At 71.7% G+C, this 1,904-nt stretch carries 2 protein-coding genes; both read right to left on the reverse strand.

The features are described from left to right. Positions 1–990, reverse strand: a 990-nt coding sequence (locus ACLN58_RS21675) for an aminotransferase class V-fold PLP-dependent enzyme (protein WP_415857280.1), incomplete at its 3' end; no start/stop codon positions are given. 337 nt (positions 991–1,327) lie between these two features. Continuing rightward, positions 1,328–1,904 (reverse strand): response regulator transcription factor (locus ACLN58_RS21680; RefSeq protein WP_415857281.1); only part of this gene is annotated, 577 nt, incomplete at its 5' end.

Below are 1,904 nucleotides of genomic sequence, written 5' to 3' on the forward strand. Positions count from 1 at the left end.
GGCCACGGCCTGCGAGATGCGCTGGGTCCCGGCCTCGAAGCGCTGCGGCGCGGGCAGGTACTCGGCGCGCTCCATCGTGACCTTCGTGATCATCGAGCCGCCCACGAGGAACGGCGGGAGCGCGTCGAGGAGCTCGGCGCGGCCGTAGAGCGCGCCGATGCCGGTTGGCGCGAGCATCTTGTGGCCCGAGAACGCCGCGAAGTCGACGCCCAGCGCCTTGAAATCCACGGGCATGTGCGGGACCGACTGGCACGCGTCGAGGACCACGAGCGCGCCGAACCGGTGCGCGAGCTCCACGAGTTCCTCGACCGGGCTCACCGTGCCGAGCACGTTCGAGGCGTGGGAGAACGCGAGGATCCGCGTGCGCGGCCCGACGATCCGGGCGGCCTCGGCGAGGTCCAGGCGGCCGTCGTCGTCGACGGGGATGTAGCGGAGGATCGCGCCCGTTCGGAAGGCGAGCTCCTGCCACGGGATGAGATTCGCGTGGTGCTCGAGCTCCGTCACCACGATCTCGTCCCCCGCGCCGAGCGCGAAGCGCTTGAGCTCCGCTCCCCCTCGGCCGCGCTCGGCCCACGCGCTCGCGTTGGAGAGCGCGTACGCGACGAGGTTGATCGCCTCGGTCGCGTTCGAGGTCCACACGAGTTCCTCGGGCTCCGCGCCGACGAACGCCGCGACCTTCGCGCGCGCGTCCTCGTAGGCGTCCGTGGCCCGCACCGCGAGCTCGTGGGCGCCGCGGTGCACGGCGGCGTTCCGCGTCTCGTAGAAGTCCTGCTCGGCCTCGAGCACGCTGCGCGGCTTCTGCGACGTTGCGCCCGAGTCGAGGTACATGAGCGGGTGCCCGTTGACCTCCTGATCGAGGGCCGGGAAGTCGTGGCGGATGCGCTGCGCCTCGGCGTCGTCGAGGCGGGCTTCGTGGAGGGAGGCATCGCTTCCGCGGCCATCGAGGCTCTGGGCTGATCGGAGGGCGGCCGGGATGCTGACGAGGGCCACGGGGACGGCTCCTTCACGCAGGGAGAATGAGTTCACTAATTACGTTACGGCTGTGTGCCGCAATCCATTCTCCCACGCTTCTCCGCGAGCCCCGGACGGTGGCCCCGCCTCGCCGCCCCGAGCGCCACCCTGGCCCGCCCCACACAGGGGAAGAGCCGGCGACGGCTGGGGGAGGAACCTTGGTCTCGGGGAGGTTCCGTCGTCGCCGGCTCAGTCCCTTGGGCTGTCCTTTCGGGCTAGCCGTGCCGGGTGGCCCCGGCCCTTCAACTTTCCCACTCCCGAGCCCCGGGAGCATCAGTGGAGACTACGCATTTGCGCGGGAAAGGCCTCGCCACCACTACTTGCTCTGCTGCGCCGTGTACTCACTCTCCGGGGCGAGTCCGACGGCGGTAGAAAGCTGCTCACGGCTGCTCACCCCGAGCTTCGAATAGGCGCGGTAGAGGTGCCCTTCGACGGTGCGCACGGACACGATGAGCCGGTCCGCGATCTCGCGGTCGCTGAGCCCGCTGATGGCGAGCGCGACGATCTGCCGCTCGCGCCGCGTGAGCTCCCCCGCCGAGGCGGAGGGCTGGGTGGTCAGCTCGGACTCGCCGAGCTCCGCGTCGCACGCGCGCTGCCCCTCCCACACCGCGCGGGCGTCCGCGCGCGACGGCGTGTTCTCGAGTTGGGCGAGCGCCTCGCCGTAGCATTCGCGCGCCAAGCGCGGGTAGAACGCGCTGCGCAGCGCGTCCCCCGCCGAGCGGAGGGAATCGGGGCTCCCCTCCGCGAACGCGGCAGAGATGAGCACGGCGGCCTCCGCCCACTCCCCCTCCATGGGCCACGAGACGGCGAGCAGCTCGTCGAGCCGGTCGCGCTGGCCTGCCTCGAACCACAGGAACAGCGCCTGGAGGCACACGTCGCGCCGCGTGCCCCGC

Origin of the sequence: Sinomonas sp. G460-2 (assembly GCF_047759905.1) — a bacterium.
In the GTDB taxonomy this organism is placed as follows: Bacteria; Actinomycetota; Actinomycetes; order Actinomycetales; family Micrococcaceae; genus Sinomonas.